Below are 14,754 nucleotides of genomic sequence, written 5' to 3'. Positions count from 1 at the left end.
GGTTGGTGCTCGGCCTGCCTGGACTTCTACATCACCGTTTCTCTCGTCTACGGCTCAACCATGCTGCTCATTTACTGGTGGCTGAGAGGGAAGAATCCGCGCTGGGCCCTCATCCTCGCGGCCCTCCTGCCGCTCTACGGCCTGGCCAGGGACACACTCGGGACGGTCGTCGTGGGGAGCCTGTTTCTGTCCTGGGACAGCACATACTGGTGGGCCGCGGACCTTGCGGCCTGGGCCGCCGGGCTATGGACGAGATGTCCCTGCGCCGGGCACGGCTCTGACATCAAGGAGGCCCCGTAGGGCGTGTTGCGTTCGTCAAGTTTTTGAGACAGTTTCGTCGTTGATTCGGGTTACGCGGCCACGGGTTCGTGGTCGGCGGTCTGATGATTTGCGAGAGCTCTGGCCGGTGGTATGACGCCGGCCCGGCGGTTGGGCCTGCGGCGGTTGTACCAGCCTTCGATGTAGTCCATGACTGCGGTCCTGGCCGCGAGCCTGCTGGCGAAGGTGTGGTGGTGGTACATCTCCGTCTTCAGGTGCGAGAAGAAATTTTCGGCCACGGCATTGTCCCAGCACACGCCGACCTCGCCCATGGACTGGGTGACGCCGTTCCCGCCACACCATTTTTGGAATTCGGACGAGGTGTACTGCGAGCCTCTGTCGGAGTGAAAGACTGCTCCGTCGGCAGCGAGGCGGCCGTGATCGCGGGCCATGGCCAGGGCATCCGTGCACAGGCTGGCGCGCATGTGTCCGGCCATCGACCAGCCAATGACCATGCCGGTGCACAGATCGATCACGGTGGCCAGGTACAGCCATCCCTCGCCGGTGCGCAGGTACGTGATGTCCCCGCACAAGCGGGTCCCGGGCACCGTGGACGTGAAATCGCGTTGACCGTTTTCGTCGAGCATGTGGTTGCGGATGTGCGCGGTCTTCGCCTGCGGATCCTGCTCGGTGGTCTTCTTCCAGGCCCGGGTCCGGGCGGCCCGCAGACCGTGCTCACGCATGATGGCCCCGACCGTGGGCGGCGGATACTGCCACGCCCTTCGCGTTGAGCATCAGGGCCAGTTGGTCCCTGCCGGCCCGGCCTTCTTCCTTCTTGAACAGGTCAGTGACCTCGGTGACCAGCTTCTGGTGACGCACCGCCCGAGGGGACGGGCCCTTGGGGTTGCGCCACCGGTAGAACGAGGCCCGGGAAACCTTCAGGGCACGGCACAACCAGGCAATCGGATGGTTCGCCTTCTGAGCTTCGATGAACTCGTAGAAATCCTCTACCGTTGCTTCGCTGCAACGAAGGCGCTGACTTTTCCCAGGAAATCGTTCTCCTGCTTCAGCTTGGCGATCTCGGCCAACGCCTTCTGGTGCTCATCCCAGGACACCGGCGCCTTTTCCTCCCCGCTGAACCGCTCCGGATGATCCGCCCGGTACGTCCGCACCCAGTTCCCCAGCGTTCCCTCGTTGACGCCGATATCGACGCATACCTGAGCGATCGGCCGGCCCGAGGAGATCACCAGCTCGACGGCATCATCCTTGTACTGCTGCGTGTACTTCTTACGTTCGGTCATGCGAGAAAGGACTCCTAACAAGCTGTCTCACAAAACCATACGGCCGCACGGAACAAACGCGGTCGGGAGTTGTGATCCTCGTTGGTTCGGGGCTGCCGGTTCATGCTGGTGGCTTTCAGCCGCGGAGGATGAGCTGTGCCTGTGGTGGGCGGGCCAGGAGACGTCGCTGGCGGTGCAGGAGCCCACAGGTATGGGTTTGTCTGCACCGCCAGTTAGGTGGGGTTGGGGTGTCGTACCGGGTGTCGGGCCGTTAGCGGGGTTCGTTCTGTGGCCGGGATGCGATTGTTACTTCGTTGCCGTCGCAGTCGATGAGTTTGCCGTTTTCGTATCGGTCCCCGTGCTCGAGGTTTTGAAGGTCTTCTTCTTTGATGACCCGGCCGGTGCCGGCGACAAAGACGGATTGGTTTTCGGAGTTGCCTGCTTTGAGATGGTTGAAGAGGAGGTTCAGCAGGATGGCCATGACGGCGGCGGAACTGATGCCGGAGTGGAAGATTGTCGAGAACCAGTTGGGGAATTTGTCGTAGAAGGTCGGTGCGGCGATGGGGATCATGCCGAAACCGATGGAAGTTGCAACGATGATCAGGTTCATGTTGTTGCGGTATTCGACTTTTGCCAGGGTGCGGATGCCGCTGGCGGCGACGGTGCCGAAGAGGACGATGCCTGCGCCGCCGAGTACTGCGGTGGGGACTGCGGCCACGACACGGCCCAGGACCGGGAGCAGGCCGAGCAGGACCAGGATGACGCCGCCGGCTGCGACGACGAAACGGCTTTTGATTTTCGTGACGGCGACGAGCCCGACGTTTTGGGCGAAGGCGCTTTGGGTGAAGGAGCCGAAAACGGGGGCGATGAGGCTGGATCCCATGTCGGCCCGGAGCCCGGCGGCGATGCGTTTGGAGTCAACTTTGGTTCCGACGATTTCGCCGACGGCGAGGATATCTGCCATGGTCTCGGTGAGGATGACGAGGACGACGATGACCATGGAGACGATCGCGGCTACTTCGAAGGTGGGGGCGCCCAGGTGGAATGGTGTGGGGAAAGCGAAGATCGGCCCGTCGCCGACTTTTGAAAAGTTCGCCATCCCGGTGATGACGGCGACCACGGTTCCAATGACCATGGCCAGCAGGATCGACAGACGCGAGAGTGTGGCGTTGCCAAGCTTGCTTAGGACCAGGACGAGGACGAGCGTGATGGCCGCGAGGCCGATATTCTCGATACTCCCATAGTTTTCAGCTTTCCGGTTCCCGCCCATGGCCCAGTTCGCTGCCACGGGCATCAGGGTCAGACCAATGGTGGTGATGACTGTTCCGGTCACTACGGGCGGGAAGAAGCGGACAATTTTGGAGAAGACCGGGGCGATCAGCAGACCGATGGCTGCTGAGGCAATCACGGCCCCGAAGACGGACTGGATCCCTCCCGGACCGGTGACGATGGCGACCATGGTCGCGACGCTGGCGAACGAGACGCCTTGAACCAGGGGCAGCTGGGAACCGAAGTAGGGGATGCCGATGGTTTGTAGGATGGTGGCGAGCCCGCCCATGAAGAGCGCAGCCGCGATCAGGATGCCGATGTCGGCCGGAGGCAGGCCGGCGGCCTGCCCGACGATCAGGGGCACGGCGATGATGCCGCCGTACATGGTTAGGACGTGCTGGAATCCGTAGGCGAAGCTGCTGCCGATGGACAGCCGTTCGTCTTCGGGCCGCTGTGAGGCGGGGCGCTTGCCGCGGGACTTGCCGGCTTTGAAGGAGTTTTTGGTGGTCATGGCGGGCTTTCTTGGTTCGTGTCAGACGTCGTTATCTGGCTACGGTTGGGTGTCTGGCGGGTGGGCGTTGCCGCCCGGGTGCGGTGCTGGTTGAGTGTGGTGAGATCCGGCCCTCGCAGGCAGAACCTGTGGGGCTTTAGCAGAAGCCGGTGATACCGGACCATGCTGCGGGTGCGGGGGTGGCGTCTTCGCGCTGGACGGTTGCCTCGATCAGGCCGTAGGGGCGGTCGGCCGCGTAGAAGACCTCGTTGGGGTTCTCGAGGCCGAAGGGGGTGAGGTCAACGAGGAAGTGGTGCTTATTGGGCATGGAGAACTTGATCTCGTCGAGTTCGTAGTGGGTCTCTAGCACTTTGGTGCCCATGTCGAACAGGGTTTGCTGCAGGGCATGGGAGTACTTCTCCGTGAAGCCTTCGAGCAGGAGGGCCTTGACGTCGCCGTAGCTTTTGTTGAAGTCCAGTGCGTTGACATCGGCGCCGGTCTTGAACCGCCAGCGGGCTGAAACGTCAGTGGCCAGGATTCGTTCGGTAGTTTCGGGAAGGGTGGTGTACTTCTCTTTCGGGTAGCCGACAAAGCCGGACTGGGTGGTTTTTAGAACAGTCAGGTCCTTCAGTCCGGAGATGAGGTGGCTCGTGGCGCCGTCACGGACCAGGACGGCTGTGCGGACTTCCTGGCCGTTGCGGACGAACGAGTGGTCGTGTTCGCTGCGGTGCGCCTGGACGCGGTTCCATGCGTAGGACTCTGCTTCCCAACGACCTCCGGTGACCCAGTCGAAGCTGGAGGTGAAGTGCTCGCCGAGGCGCAGCAGGAACGCTTCCGGTGAGCCGATGCCCTCGCGGGCGAAGACGTAGATGGTGTTCTTCTGCGTGTCCGTGGCCACGACGTGGGCGTTGTCGCCCTTAAGGTGGGCCGCGGCGAAGTCGCCCCGCAGCTGTGAGGTGACGTTCAGGTCTTCGATCTCGTGACGGTTGGTGTCCCTGGTAATCCTGACGACACGGACTTCTGCCTTGCCGTACTGATTTTCGCCAAGAATAATCTTGCCACCCATAGCCACCCCGACTTTCGTAATGCGGAAAATTTCTTCCGAAAGACAATTGGTCACACTTACCCTTGGCTTGCAATCGGGGCCCGCCCACAAAAAAAGAGCCGACATCGATCGATGCCAGCTCATTACGACCCTGCCTGCTGCTCTCAGGTCACGTGACTTGCATCACGTAGTAGTGGAATGTTACACCGACCCTGTGGTGCTGTACATAGCAGAAGGATTCCAAGGATTGTGACTGGGGAGAGCACCCGCCGGGACGAGTCTCGTCCCGCTCCTCCTGAGGGTGACCCGCTACCAAGGAGGCAGTCTGGGAGCGAAGAGGGAACATTGCGTCGATGTGTGATCGCCGGTTGCCGGATTCGCCCGGCTATCAGTGCTCAGCGATGACCTAAACCGCCTGGTCACTTATTTCCTCCCAACCAAACAAGAACGGGATCTGCACGCTCAGGGGGCGGCTGATCCCGTTCTTGTTTGGTTTTCTGTCCTCTTAGGTGTGGAGGGCGGCTGCTTGTTCGAGGTTTTGGCCCTTGGTTTCGGGGGCCATGAAGAAGCTGACGGCTGCGCCGAGCAGTGCAATGCCGGCGGCGATCCACATGGTGCCGGAGAGTCCGAGGTGGGTCAGGGCCAGCGGGGTGGCGAAGGTGCCGATGGCGGCGCCGATGCGGCTGGTTCCTGTGCAGAGTCCGACGGCGGTGGCCCGGACTTTGGTGGGGAAGAGTTCGTTGGGGTAGATCCATTCCAGGATCGAGGGGCCGCCGTTGAAGATGGCGTAGAAGGCGAAGGCCAGTGCGATCAGGCCCAGGGGTGCGGTCGGGAAGATCGCGAGGAACAGCAGTCCGACGCCGGAGAGGATGAAGCCCCAGATCAGTACGGGCCGGCGGCCGAGTTTGTCCACGACGAGGAGGGCGGCGACGTTGCCGACGAGGAAGAACAGGTTGATCAGGCCGTAGCCGATGTTGGCTTCGTCGCCGGACTGGAGGTTGAACAGGGCCAGGATCTGGGGTCCGAAGGCGTAGATGGAGAACAGGGTGACGATGGTGCAGGTCCAGAAGATGGAGATGAAGATGACCCGGTGCAGGTATCCGCCGGTCAGGACCAGTTTGAAGGCCTGGGCGCTGCTGAGTTTGGCCGCGTTGGGGTCGTGGGCGGTGATGCCGTCCAGGGTGGCGCCTTCGCCGATGGTTTTCTTCAGGATGTCCAGGGCTTCCTGGTGGCGGCCTTTGCCGACGAGCCAGTGGGGGGATTCGGGGATGGTGGCCCGGGCGATGAGGATCAGGACGGCGGGCACGGCGGAGGAGAGCAGCATCCAGCGCCATCCGTCTTCGAAGGAGAGGAGCCAGTAGCCGACGAAGGCGGCGACGGTGGCGCCGACGAACCACATGGCGTTCAGCCCGCCGAGGAGCCGGGCACGCCAGGTGGCGGGGACGAATTCGGCGACCAGGGCGGTCGCGATGGGGTAGTCGGCTCCGACGGCGATGCCGATGAGCAGCCGCAGGACGAACAGCTGCCAGGGTTCCTGGACGAAGAACTGGGCGATGGAGAACACGATGATGGCCATGAGGTCGATCGTGTACATGAGCTTGCGCCCGATTTTGTCGGTGATGTTGCCGAAAACGAGCCCGCCGAGGAAGACACCGATCAGGGCGGAGGCGCCGATGAGACCGTTCCACCAGTCATTCATCTGCCAGGCCGGGATGACCTGGACCAGGGCGATGCCGATGATGGCCAGGATGTAGCCGTCCAGGAATGGGCCCCCTGAGCTGAAGAGGGTGAGGCGTTTGTGGAAGGAGTTCAGCGGCGCTGAATCGATGGTCATTTGAGACGCAGGTGCTGGTGCGTGGGAGAGCATGGTGGTTCCGATCTGGGAAGAGGGAAAACGACGTTGGTAACCCAACAGATCCGTGGCCGTGGTCCGGTCAGGCTGTTACGGCTGCGACCGCATCGATCTCGATGCGTTTTTCGCCCCTGAACCGGGCCACCTCTACGGTGGTCCTGGGAGGCAGGGGGTGGCCGCTGAGCCTGGTGAGGTAGGCGGCGTTGTAGTCATCAAACTCGTCAAGGTCGGCGAGGAAGACCGTGAGCTTGAGCAGGTCGGACAGGCTGGACCCGGCCTGTGTGAGGGCGGCTTCGAGGTTGTCGAAGGCCTGGGCGACCTGGCCTGCGATGTCGGCCGGGACGGTGCCGTCGTCCCGGGCCGGTATCTGCCCGCAGAGGTAGATGATGCCGGCGGTGGCGGCGGAGGCGGAATACGGCCGCGGTTTGCCGTCGGTGAACTGGGTCCGGGTGATGGCGCTCATGCGTCCGGCACCAGGTAGTTGCGGGACAGCTGGTACATGCTCTGCCATTCTTTCTGACGCACTTTCAGTGCTTTGGGCGGGACGAACGTTGTGTCCGGATCCGTGTGGACCTGCTCGGGGAGGACCATGACGAGGGTGCTGTCCTGGTTGGTTGGTGGCAGCAGGGCCGTGACCGCCTCCGATGCCAGGGTCCGGGTGGTCGAAAGTTCCCCGTCCCGGACGGTGAGGTAGTCCGTGGCGTCGCCGTCATCGGGTGCCGTCCCGGCGTGGGCGGTGGCGATGATGATGCGGCGGCCCAGGGAGGCGGTGCGCCTCAGCACCAGGTCGTTCCAGAGCAGGGCCGGGATGCGGGTGTCCTGTGTGCGGGTCACGGATACTTCGCCGTCCGGGGCGTCGCCGGCGAGGTCGAGGAGCTGGAGGGCGGTCCGCAGGGGAGGCTGTCCGTCCGGGTCCAGCTCGCGCAGGGTGCCGCCCACCCAGGAGGTGTCCCTGGCCGGTGCCGGCCGGAGGGGTGTGGCCCAGTCCGCGTCCAGGAGTTGTTCGAGGAGGCGGAGGCCGGCGTGTGCTTCGGCTTCGGCGCGGAGGACTGCGAGGGCTCCTTCCTGGGCTTCGAGCGGGTCCGCGCCGGCCGCGCAGAGGGACCGGAAGGCCGCTTCTTTGATTTCGCGGGGCTGGACGGCGATGGTGCGGTCGGTCTGCTGCCCGTCGGGGGCTGGGCCGGTGATGGTGTCAGACATGCGCGTGTTCCTTTGTTGTGTCCATGACGTTGGTGAAGAGCCGGGCCCAGTTGCCGCCCATTACGCCCTCGATGGTGTGGTCGGTGAGGCCTGCTGCTGCGAGGCCGTCGGTGAGCCGAGGGAAGTCCTGGGGGCCGGTGAACCAGTCCGGCCAGAGGGGCCAGGTGGGGGCATTTTCGGGGGCGGTCGGTTGCCAGCGGCCGTTGCGGAGCCAGCCGACGAATTCCTGGTCCCAGCCGCGGGTGCAGTCGCTGCCGATGCCGATGCTGGTGGGACCGTAGTGGTCCACCATGCGGGCCACCATGGTGCAGAAGCTCTCGATGGTGACGTGTTCACCGCCGCTGACGGTGGGGTAGAGGCAGCAGCCGATGACCCCGCCGCGGTCCACGAGGGGCTGGATGACGTCGTGGGGTTTGTTCCGCGGGGTGTCAAAGAACCAGAGCGGGTTGGAATGGGTGACGGAGACCGGCACCGAGGACGCTTCGATGGCCTCGCGGCTGGTCCGGTAGCCGACGTGGGAGAGATCGATGAGCATGCCGACCCGGTTCATCTCTTCCACAATCACCCGCCCGTAGCGGGTCAGGCCGGCGTCGTCGGCTTCGAAGCAGCCGCTGCCGATCAGATTCTGGTTGTTGTAGGTCAGCTGCGCGATCCGGACCCCGAGCCGGTGGAAGAGCTCTACGTAGCGGTAGTCGTCTTCGAATGGGCTGGCGTTCTGGAACCCGAGGAACACGGCGATCCTGTTTTGCTGCTTCGCGGTTTCGATGTCTGCCCCGGTTGAGGCGAGGAACATCAGGTCCGGGTTGCGGTTGGCGAGGTCCAGCCACTGACCGAGGGACCGGAGCGTGTCCGCGGCGTTTTCCCAGACGGCGCAGGTCGCGTTGACCGCGCTGACACCGCCGGTCCGCAGTTCTTCCAGGACGGGGCGGCTCCAGTTGCTGATCTGCAGCCCGTCCACGACGGTCAGCTGCTCGTGCAGGCTCATTGTTCCGGCCCCTTCGGTGCTGTCGGGAAGAGCCAGTCGTCCTCGTCCGTCCCGCGGTTGATATCCACGGCGCGGGGGGCTCCGCTGAACAACGTCACCCGCAGCCAGTCCGTGGACTGCGGGCTGAAGTTGTTCATCCCGTAACTGGCCAGCTGGAAGCGTTGGGTGCTCAGGGGCAGGAATTCGCCGTCGATGAGGTTGTCTTGAAGCTCCCCGTAGAGATAGGGCCGGGTCTGTTGGACCCGGGCGGCGGCGAAGCGGTGGCCGGGGTGTGCCAGGAGGAATTCCGCGATGCTCTGATGGGCCGGAAACTGCTCGAGGTCCGTGGCGAGGGCATTGATGCGGCGGGCGATGTCTGTGCCGTGTTCGGCGGTGCCGGCGGGCCGGGAGGTGCGCAGGGCACGGCGGGGTTCTTCGTTGGCTGCGGAGGAGAACCAGTAATACCGCGTCCGCTCGGGATCGGTGAAGTCGTAGCCGCGGGACCAGGCGTAGTTGGTCTCCAGCAGCTGCTGCAGTTCCCAGCAGCGCATGGCCGGCTCGAACGGTGTGGTGCCGTTAACTCTGAGCAGGGATTCGGCGTCCTCGTCGAAGTCGGTACGGAGTTCGATCACGATGGAGGCGAAGATCCCGCGGGCCTCCGGGCTGAGGCTGGCGGCCGTGTCGTGGAGGCGTGCCAGGACCGGTGCCGGTTCCGTCGCGGTGGCGGTGTGGGTCTGCAGCTCGTTCAGGAGTTGCTGCAGCTGGGGCCGGATCGCATCGGTGGGCAGGAACGGGGCGGTGTTGAGGGCGTGTTTCTCTGCAAGGTGGCGGTCGGCCTGGGCGAGAAGGTCCGCGACGCGGGCAAGGTCCGGGTGCCCGGGTGCGTAGTCCCGGCCGAGTCCGGCGGCGAGCGGAAGTTCCCGCAGCCGGCACCAGGCGTCCAGGTAGTCGGGGTGGTTGATCACGAACGGGACCATGCCCAGGCCGGTGGCGTTGCCCAGTCCCAGGTATTTGCCCCATTCCGGGTCCAGCGGGACCGCGGTGGTTCCGGCCGCGGAGGCTTTGGCGGCGGCGACGTGTTCAACCATGTCCATGCTCAGTTCCCGCAGCAGCCAGGCGGTGAGCATCTGGGACCGGTAGGGCACGGCCAGCGGGTGGTCGGCGGGGAGGTCCGTGAATTCCTTGAGTCCGAATTTTCCGTTGCCGTAGAACGCGGTGCTGCGGATCAGGTACGGGCTGGGGCCGATGGTCTCGACGTCGGGCTGGGATCCGGCCGCCAGGCAGTCGCTGACGTAGTCAAAGAAGCGTGCGCTGCGGTTCGCCCGGGTAAGGACGATGGTGTCCGGGTCGACCCGGCCGCGTTCCTGGACCGGGACGTTGAGCCGCAGTTCGGCTTCGCGCTCGGGCGTGAGGTCCCCTTCGATGAGGGCCGCGGTCACGTCCCAGGCATCGGCGATGACCCGGTCGGTGCGTTCGCTTTCCTGAAGGGTGCGGCAGAAAGCGATGAACGTCAGCTGGCGGCCTTCGGCCTCCACGGTGTAGACGGCGGTGCCCCGGGCGTCGGCGTCCAGATCCAGGCGGGTCCTGGCCACGGACCATCCCCGGGCCGCGGCGCGGCGGAGCATGGTGCGGGCAAAGCTGTGCCGGGTGGCCCAGGCCCCGTTCATGTCGGTACCGGCGAGCACTTCCTCCGGGGTCCGGAGCCCGTGTGCGGTTCGTTCGTCCTGAAGTGTCATGATCATGCCTTCGCTGGTGCCAGGCGGAGGTAAGCCGTTTTTTCGTGGGTAAAGAAGGCCGCGGCGACGGTACTGTTCTGTTCCCGGGGGCCGGCAAAGGTTGAATCCTTCATCCCGCCGAACGGGGCGTGCAGTTCGGACCCGGTCGAGGGCGCATTGACCTTGACGAGGCCGGCGTCCAGATAGGTCACGCATTGCCGGGCGGCGCGCTCATCGCTGGTAAAGACCGCGGCCGTGAGGCCGAAGTCGGTGTTGTTGGCCAGCGCGATGGCTTCGTCCAGGGTGGCTGCGCGGAGAACAGTGACCACAGGGCCGAAGACCTCTTCGCGGCAGATCGTCATCGACGCCGGCCCGGTCAACACGGTAGGCAGGACGTAGTGCCCCTCCCCGGCGGGAGCGGTGGCCTGGGCCAGAATTTCCCCGCCTTCGGTGACGGCCGTCTCGATCGCGGCATTGATCTCATCGCGGGCGGAGCCGGAAACCACGGGGCCGATCTGCACCGACGGGTCGGTGCCGGGACCCAGGACAAGTGCTGCGACCTTCTCCTTTACCTTGGCCAGGAACGCCTCGTGCCCGTCGCCGACAAGGATGATCCGCCGGGTGGCCGTGCACTTCTGCCCACTGGAACCCATCGCGGCGTTGACGGCGCTGGACGCGGCCAGCTCCACGTCGGCATCGGGCAGAACCAGGGTCGCGTTGTGTCCGCCGAGTTCCATCTGCAGTTTCGCGCCGCGGCCACAGACGATCCCGCGGATGTGGTGGCCCACCGGAACGGATCCGGTAAACGTCACGCCCGCCACGGACGGATGGGACACGAGTTCAGAGCCCAGCGGACCCGGGCCCAGGAGCAGGTTCGCGACGCCGGCCGGAACACCGGCCGCAGCCAGGATGTCCATCAGCAGGACCGACACTCCGGGGGTGTGGCTGGCGGACTTCCAGACCACCGTGTTGCCGTGCAGCAGTGCCGGGGCGATCTTCCACGCCGGGATCTGCAGCGGGAAGTTCCACGGGGTGATCACCCCGACGATGCCCAGCGGGCGCCGCACGGTGAGGATCCGCTCGTCGGGGTGGCTGGACGGGTATTCGGTGCCGACAGGGTTCCTGGCCGAGCCCGCGTGGTACTCGAACGTGTCGGCGGACGCGTCGACCTCCAGCCTGGACTCCGCCAGGGTCTTGCCGTGCTCCGCCGTCATGACCCGGGCTATCTCCTCGGCCCGTTCCCGGATCAGTGCGGCCGCAGCCGATAGGATCCGGCCCCGGGCCAGAATCCCCAGCCGGTCCCACGCCGGTGCGGCGTCGGTAGCGGCCTGGATCGCCTGCGCCAGCTCTTCGGAACCGGCCTGGTGATACGTTGTGACCGCTTCCTCCGGTGCCGACGGGTTGAACCGGGACGTCGTGTCCCCGGTTCCTTCAACCCAACTGCCGTTGATGAAGCTGCTGGCGGGCTTGGTCATGACGGGCATTCTCGAACCTCTTAGTGTTTGTTGATCTGTGACTGTCCTCACGATCAACGGTAGACCCGCAAGGCCGTCTGCTGAAGTATCTATTTGACGCTCATCAATATGCGTTTAGTCTTGTTCTTATGAACCTTCGTCGCCTGGAGCTTTTCGTCGCAGTGGCCGAAGAACTGCACTTCAACCGCGCCGCCGAGCGGCTGCACATGGCCCAGCCGCCGCTGAGCCAGCAGATCCGCAAGCTCGAAGAGGAATGCAAGACCCAGCTGTTCGTACGCAACTCCCGCAACGTCCAGCTCACCGCCGACGGCGAAATGCTCCTGAAGCACGCACGTAAAGTCCTCAGCCAGTACGGGGCCATGACCGCGGCCCTCCGGCAGGCCCGCGACGGCGAAATCGGCAAGCTGCGTCTCGGCTTCGTCTCCTCGGCGGCCATTTCGGCACTTCCACCCGTGGTGCGGGAACTCCGGTCCCACTGGCCCGGCATCGACCTCGAGCTCCGCGAGGAAACCACCGACGCCCAGATCGAGCTCATAACCGCCGGAGCCCTGGACGCCGGAATCGCCCGGGAAGTCCGGACCGTGCCGGGCCTGGGCACGACGCTCCTGCAAAATGAACGCCTCGTGGTGGCCGTCGCGACAGACCACCCCCTAGCGCCCCGCACCTCAGTCGGGCTTAGCGAACTGAAGGGTGAGAGGTTCATTGCCTTCCCGCGGGACCGCATCTCGCGGCTTTTCGACCACATCGCCGCACTGCTCCACGCCGCCGACGTCGACTTCGATCTCGCCCAGCAAGCCGTCCAGTTCCCCACCATCCTCGGGCTCGTGGCCGCCCACCTGGGCATCGCAGTCGTCCCGGAATCGCTCCGTGCCTTCGCCATCCCCGGCCTGGCCTACCTGGACATCAACGACACCAGCGCCATCTCCCGCGTCAGCCTGATCTACAGCAACGACATGACAGACTCACCCCTCGTCGCCAAAGTCAGGGACGCCTGCCGGCATACGATGGGAGCACCGGAGACCGGCTAGTGCGGAGTCGAAGAGGGGGTTTCAGGTGAAATCATCCGGGCTGCCAGATATGTGCCACCTCAGCTGCCGGCGGGTGCTGGTGCTCTCCCGCAGCTCATGTTCCGCATAGTTGCACCATTTCGAGTCCTCATCGAGGACAAGGCCAGGGCCGCGACGAAATCGAAGGAGCCTCACTGCGCTCGGACAGCACAAGCATTTCTTTGACCTTTTTTGCTGCTGTCCTGCGGATTCTACGTGCCCGCTCCACCGGCTCAACCGTCCTGCGGACGGCCGCGCAGCGGATGCCTTGTGCTCGGCGCTGCGCTTATTTCCTCCCACAACTCATCCGTTGCTTGCCCTTCGGGTTGCCCCGGCTCCGTCGGGCACAGCGACGCGATGCTCCGCCAGCAGGCAAAAAAACATGGTGGGGGAGAGAGAAGCCCGTTCTTCAGGCACCCGCCCCGCCCGAGCGAAACGGAGCATCACCTCATGAGCACAACAACCATGACCCACACGGCCGACACCGCCGAGCCGGTCACCGCCCCGGACCTTTCCTCCGACGACCGGTCAGGGGACGGCTACGACTGGATGGACACCCTCGAAGGCACCGCCTGGTCGGTCCTGCCGAACTGGGGCAGCGAGGGATGGGACGCCGGATCCTGGCCCTACATCATCTTCGCCCTCGCCCGTACCCGCGCCGGGAACCGGGACCTGTTCGGCTACGGCACTTACGTCGAAGGAGACACCTCAACGCACTGGTTCCGGTCCCAGGGCGCCTGCTTCGAAGCGATCACCGCCGAAGTCTTCTTCCACTGGAAGTCCGGACAGTCCCACGGCCCGGACAACCTCCCCGCCACGGCCGCCGAGCTGCCGGGGAAAGACCGGAAACCGTACCCCGGCTGGACCAGCTAAAAACGCCTCGGGTTGCCCGGTCACGCATCGGCCGGGACACCCGATCGGCACCGCCAACATCCGTTGACAACATCATGGTCACGCATCGGCCGGGACACCCGATCGGCACCGCGACAACATCATCCATGCCACTGGGGTGGACCAGCTAAACCGCTTCCCGCGGTTGCCTAACCAAAAAGAAACTACGCGACTGTCGCCTCGGGTTGCCCGGTCACGCATCGGCCGGGACACCCGATCGGCACCGCCAACATCCGTTGACAACATCATTGAGATTCCTCCGGATTCTAGGCGTCCGCTCCACCCCGTCTGATACGAAAGTAAGGCTTGTCAGGCTGCGGCGGCCGGTGTGATGGTGACGTCGAAGCCGAGGCTCTTGAGTTTCTTGATGGCGTTGTTCTTGGCTTTGATCGGGTCCAGGCGGGTGAAGTGGTCGGCGCCGGGGTCCTCGTAGCATTCGCCGTCGGCGAGCATGTGCCAGACGGCGGTGAGGATGGAGTGTTCGACGGCGACGATGGCTTTCATGGGTCCGCGGCGGGCGGCGACGCGCCAGTATTTTGCGGCCAGGTAGGTGTTCTTGCTCCGGGAAGCGGATAGGGCCGCGATGCCCAGGGCGCCTTTGAGGTATTTGTTGCCGGGCAGGATGTGCGCAGATTTGATCCGTCCGGCGGATTCGTTGGAGCCGGGACAGACACCGGTCCAGGACGCGAGCCGGCCGGGTGTTTCGAAGCGGGACATGTCCGCGCCGGTTTCGGCGATGATCACGTCGGCGACTTTGAGGGAGACTCCGGGGATGGTGGCCAGGAATTCCCTGGCGGCACGAAAGGGCTCCATCGCTTCCTCGATCCGCTCGGTGAGCGCGTCGATGATGCGGGACTGGGCATCGATCTGGTCCAGATGCAACCGCGCCATGAACGCGTGGTGGCTTTTGAAGCGGCCGGTGAGGGCCTCCACGAGCTCGGGGATTCTGGAGCGGAGGGTGCCTTTGGCGAGGCCGGCGAGGACCTCCGGGTCCCGTTGACCCTCGATGAGGGCCTCGAGCATCGCCCGGGACGAAACACCGGTGAGGTCCGAGACCACGGAGGAGAGCTTGATCCCGGAGCCTTCCAGGAACTTCTCCAGGCGCTGGATCTCGCGGGTCCGGTCACGGGTGGCGATCGACCGGGCCCGGGTCAGGTCCCGCAGTTCACGGATCGGCTCCGGGGGGACGAACGAGGCCCGGAGCAGCCCGTGCGCGCCGAGCTGAGCGAGCCAGGCCGCGTCAGAGACGTCTTCTCCGAACTAAGAAAT

Annotated in this window: 11 protein-coding genes and 2 pseudogenes; 3 read left to right on the top strand and 10 right to left on the bottom strand. The window is 64.8% G+C overall.

Features of this window, described 5'->3' with window-relative positions; all coding sequences use genetic code 11:
• The first annotated feature begins 60 nt into the window (after positions 1–60).
• Positions 61–300, top strand: coding sequence for a hypothetical protein (locus tag ACVWZ8_RS22500; protein ID WP_456506054.1), 240 nt, complete (start codon positions 61–63; stop codon positions 298–300).
• A gap of 50 nt (positions 301–350) precedes the next feature.
• On the opposite strand, the pseudogene ACVWZ8_RS22495 reads toward ACVWZ8_RS22500, so the two are convergent.
• The 9 genes and pseudogenes from ACVWZ8_RS22495 to ACVWZ8_RS22455 form a co-directional block, all read right to left on the bottom strand.
• Positions 351–1,559, bottom strand: a pseudogene (locus ACVWZ8_RS22495) (IS3 family transposase).
• Positions 1,560–1,809: 250 nt separating this feature from the next.
• Entirely contained in the window at positions 1,810–3,318 is a 1,509-nt protein-coding gene (locus ACVWZ8_RS22490; RefSeq protein WP_456506053.1) for a nucleobase:cation symporter-2 family protein, read from the bottom strand.
• A gap of 136 nt (positions 3,319–3,454) precedes the next feature.
• Positions 3,455–4,363 carry a factor-independent urate hydroxylase gene (pucL, locus tag ACVWZ8_RS22485; RefSeq protein WP_456506052.1) on the bottom strand — a complete coding sequence of 303 codons (909 nt, stop codon included), beginning with the start codon at positions 4,361–4,363 and terminating at the stop codon, positions 3,455–3,457.
• Positions 4,364–4,847: 484 nt separating this feature from the next.
• Positions 4,848–6,176: an MFS transporter gene (locus ACVWZ8_RS22480; protein ID WP_456506051.1), complete on the bottom strand. Its 1,329-nt coding sequence runs from the start codon at positions 6,174–6,176 to the stop codon at positions 4,848–4,850.
• Positions 6,177–6,276: 100 nt separating this feature from the next.
• Positions 6,277–6,657 carry a RidA family protein gene (locus ACVWZ8_RS22475; protein WP_456506050.1) on the bottom strand — a complete coding sequence of 127 codons (381 nt, stop codon included), beginning with the start codon at positions 6,655–6,657 and terminating at the stop codon, positions 6,277–6,279.
• Positions 6,654–7,394, bottom strand: coding sequence for a hypothetical protein (locus tag ACVWZ8_RS22470; protein WP_456506049.1), 741 nt, complete (start codon positions 7,392–7,394; stop codon positions 6,654–6,656). Before ACVWZ8_RS22470 ends, ACVWZ8_RS22475 begins: the two co-directional genes overlap by 4 nt.
• On the bottom strand, positions 7,387–8,379 hold the full coding sequence (locus ACVWZ8_RS22465; protein WP_456506048.1) for a membrane dipeptidase: 993 nt from the start codon (positions 8,377–8,379) through the stop codon (positions 7,387–7,389). The genes ACVWZ8_RS22470 and ACVWZ8_RS22465 overlap by 8 nt, the downstream gene beginning before the upstream one ends.
• A complete protein-coding gene (locus ACVWZ8_RS22460) occupies positions 8,376–10,094 on the bottom strand; it encodes a hypothetical protein (protein WP_456506047.1) in 1,719 nt (572 codons plus the stop codon). Before ACVWZ8_RS22460 ends, ACVWZ8_RS22465 begins: the two co-directional genes overlap by 4 nt.
• A gap of 2 nt (positions 10,095–10,096) precedes the next feature.
• A complete protein-coding gene (locus tag ACVWZ8_RS22455; protein WP_456506046.1) occupies positions 10,097–11,548 on the bottom strand; it encodes an aldehyde dehydrogenase family protein in 1,452 nt (483 codons plus the stop codon).
• A gap of 128 nt (positions 11,549–11,676) precedes the next feature.
• On the opposite strand from ACVWZ8_RS22455, the gene ACVWZ8_RS22450 reads away from it, so the two are divergent.
• On the top strand, positions 11,677–12,576 hold the full coding sequence (locus ACVWZ8_RS22450) for a LysR family transcriptional regulator (protein WP_456506045.1): 900 nt from the start codon (positions 11,677–11,679) through the stop codon (positions 12,574–12,576).
• Between the two features lie 468 nt (positions 12,577–13,044).
• Positions 13,045–13,467 carry a hypothetical protein gene (locus tag ACVWZ8_RS22445; RefSeq protein ID WP_456506044.1) on the top strand — a complete coding sequence of 141 codons (423 nt, stop codon included), beginning with the start codon at positions 13,045–13,047 and terminating at the stop codon, positions 13,465–13,467.
• A gap of 327 nt (positions 13,468–13,794) precedes the next feature.
• On the opposite strand, the pseudogene ACVWZ8_RS22440 reads toward ACVWZ8_RS22445, so the two are convergent.
• Positions 13,795–14,736: pseudogene (locus tag ACVWZ8_RS22440) on the bottom strand (IS110 family RNA-guided transposase); the annotation flags it as partial.
• Positions 14,737–14,754 lie beyond the last annotated feature (18 nt).

This window comes from Arthrobacter sp. UYCu723 (genome assembly GCF_054059215.1).
The sequence above is the reverse complement of the archived record's forward strand: the minus strand, read 5'-3'. Positions and strand labels throughout refer to the sequence as shown.

Bases quoted from the DNA above. Each gene is read 5' to 3' on its own strand.
- ACVWZ8_RS22450 (WP_456506045.1), top strand. From the start codon at position 11,677: ATGAACCTTCGTCGCCTGGAGCTTTTCGTCGCAGTGGCCGAAGAACTG.
- ACVWZ8_RS22445 (WP_456506044.1), top strand. From the start codon at position 13,045: ATGAGCACAACAACCATGACCCACACGGCCGACACCGCCGAGCCGGTC.
- pucL (WP_456506052.1), bottom strand. From the start codon at position 4,363: ATGGGTGGCAAGATTATTCTTGGCGAAAATCAGTACGGCAAGGCAGAA.
- ACVWZ8_RS22490 (WP_456506053.1), bottom strand. From the start codon at position 3,318: ATGACCACCAAAAACTCCTTCAAAGCCGGCAAGTCCCGCGGCAAGCGC.
- ACVWZ8_RS22480 (WP_456506051.1), bottom strand. From the start codon at position 6,176: ATGACCATCGATTCAGCGCCGCTGAACTCCTTCCACAAACGCCTCACC.
- ACVWZ8_RS22455 (WP_456506046.1), bottom strand. From the start codon at position 11,548: ATGACCAAGCCCGCCAGCAGCTTCATCAACGGCAGTTGGGTTGAAGGA.
- ACVWZ8_RS22470 (WP_456506049.1), bottom strand. From the start codon at position 7,394: ATGTCTGACACCATCACCGGCCCAGCCCCCGACGGGCAGCAGACCGAC.
- ACVWZ8_RS22465 (WP_456506048.1), bottom strand. From the start codon at position 8,379: ATGAGCCTGCACGAGCAGCTGACCGTCGTGGACGGGCTGCAGATCAGC.
- ACVWZ8_RS22475 (WP_456506050.1), bottom strand. From the start codon at position 6,657: ATGAGCGCCATCACCCGGACCCAGTTCACCGACGGCAAACCGCGGCCG.
- ACVWZ8_RS22500 (WP_456506054.1), top strand. From the start codon at position 61: ATGCTGCTCATTTACTGGTGGCTGAGAGGGAAGAATCCGCGCTGGGCC.
- ACVWZ8_RS22460 (WP_456506047.1), bottom strand. From the start codon at position 10,094: ATGACACTTCAGGACGAACGAACCGCACACGGGCTCCGGACCCCGGAG.